At 78.0% G+C, this 490-nt stretch carries 2 pseudogenes; both read right to left on the bottom strand.

Annotation, left to right across the window (positions count from 1 at the left end):
* A pseudogene (locus KBX39_RS32730) lies at nucleotides 1-376 on the bottom strand (mannose-6-phosphate isomerase); the annotation flags it as partial.
* A pseudogene (locus tag KBX39_RS32735) lies at nucleotides 373-490 on the bottom strand (Trm112 family protein); the annotation flags it as partial. The pseudogenes KBX39_RS32730 and KBX39_RS32735, both read right to left, overlap by 4 nt.

The raw sequence follows: 490 nt of genomic DNA on the forward strand, positions 1-490 counted from the left end.
GCGCCTCGGGGCTGCGCCCGGACGCGCTCACCGCGATGACCACGTCAGCCGCGCCCACCCAGCCCGGCACGCCGGCGCTGCGGTGCGGGATGACCGGCACCGGGCAGCGCGGCCCGGCGACAGTGGCCAGCACGTCACCGGTACGCCCGGCGGTGCCGATGCCGGCGATGACCACCGCGCGCGGCCGGCCGTCGTCGGCGAGCACTGACAGGTTGGCCTCGGCGGCCAGCGCCGCCGACTCACGCACCTGCGCGCCGGCGGACGCGGTGTGCCGGAGCATGCCGCCCGGGTCCCGCTCGGCCAGCAGCGCCGCGTCGTCGAGCAGGGCCTCATCGGCGTGCCGGTGCCCGCTGACCCCGGCCGTACCCTCCATCACCGCGACGACCCGCCCCGCGCCTCGTCGGCCGCGGGTCCACCGCGCGCCTCGTCCAGCAGGAGCACCGGTACGTCGTCGCGGACCTCGAAGATGCGACCGCACTCGGTGCAGGTG

Source organism: Micromonospora sp. D75 (assembly GCF_018070405.1).
Taxonomy (GTDB): Bacteria; Actinomycetota; Actinomycetes; order Mycobacteriales; family Micromonosporaceae; genus Micromonospora; species Micromonospora chalcea.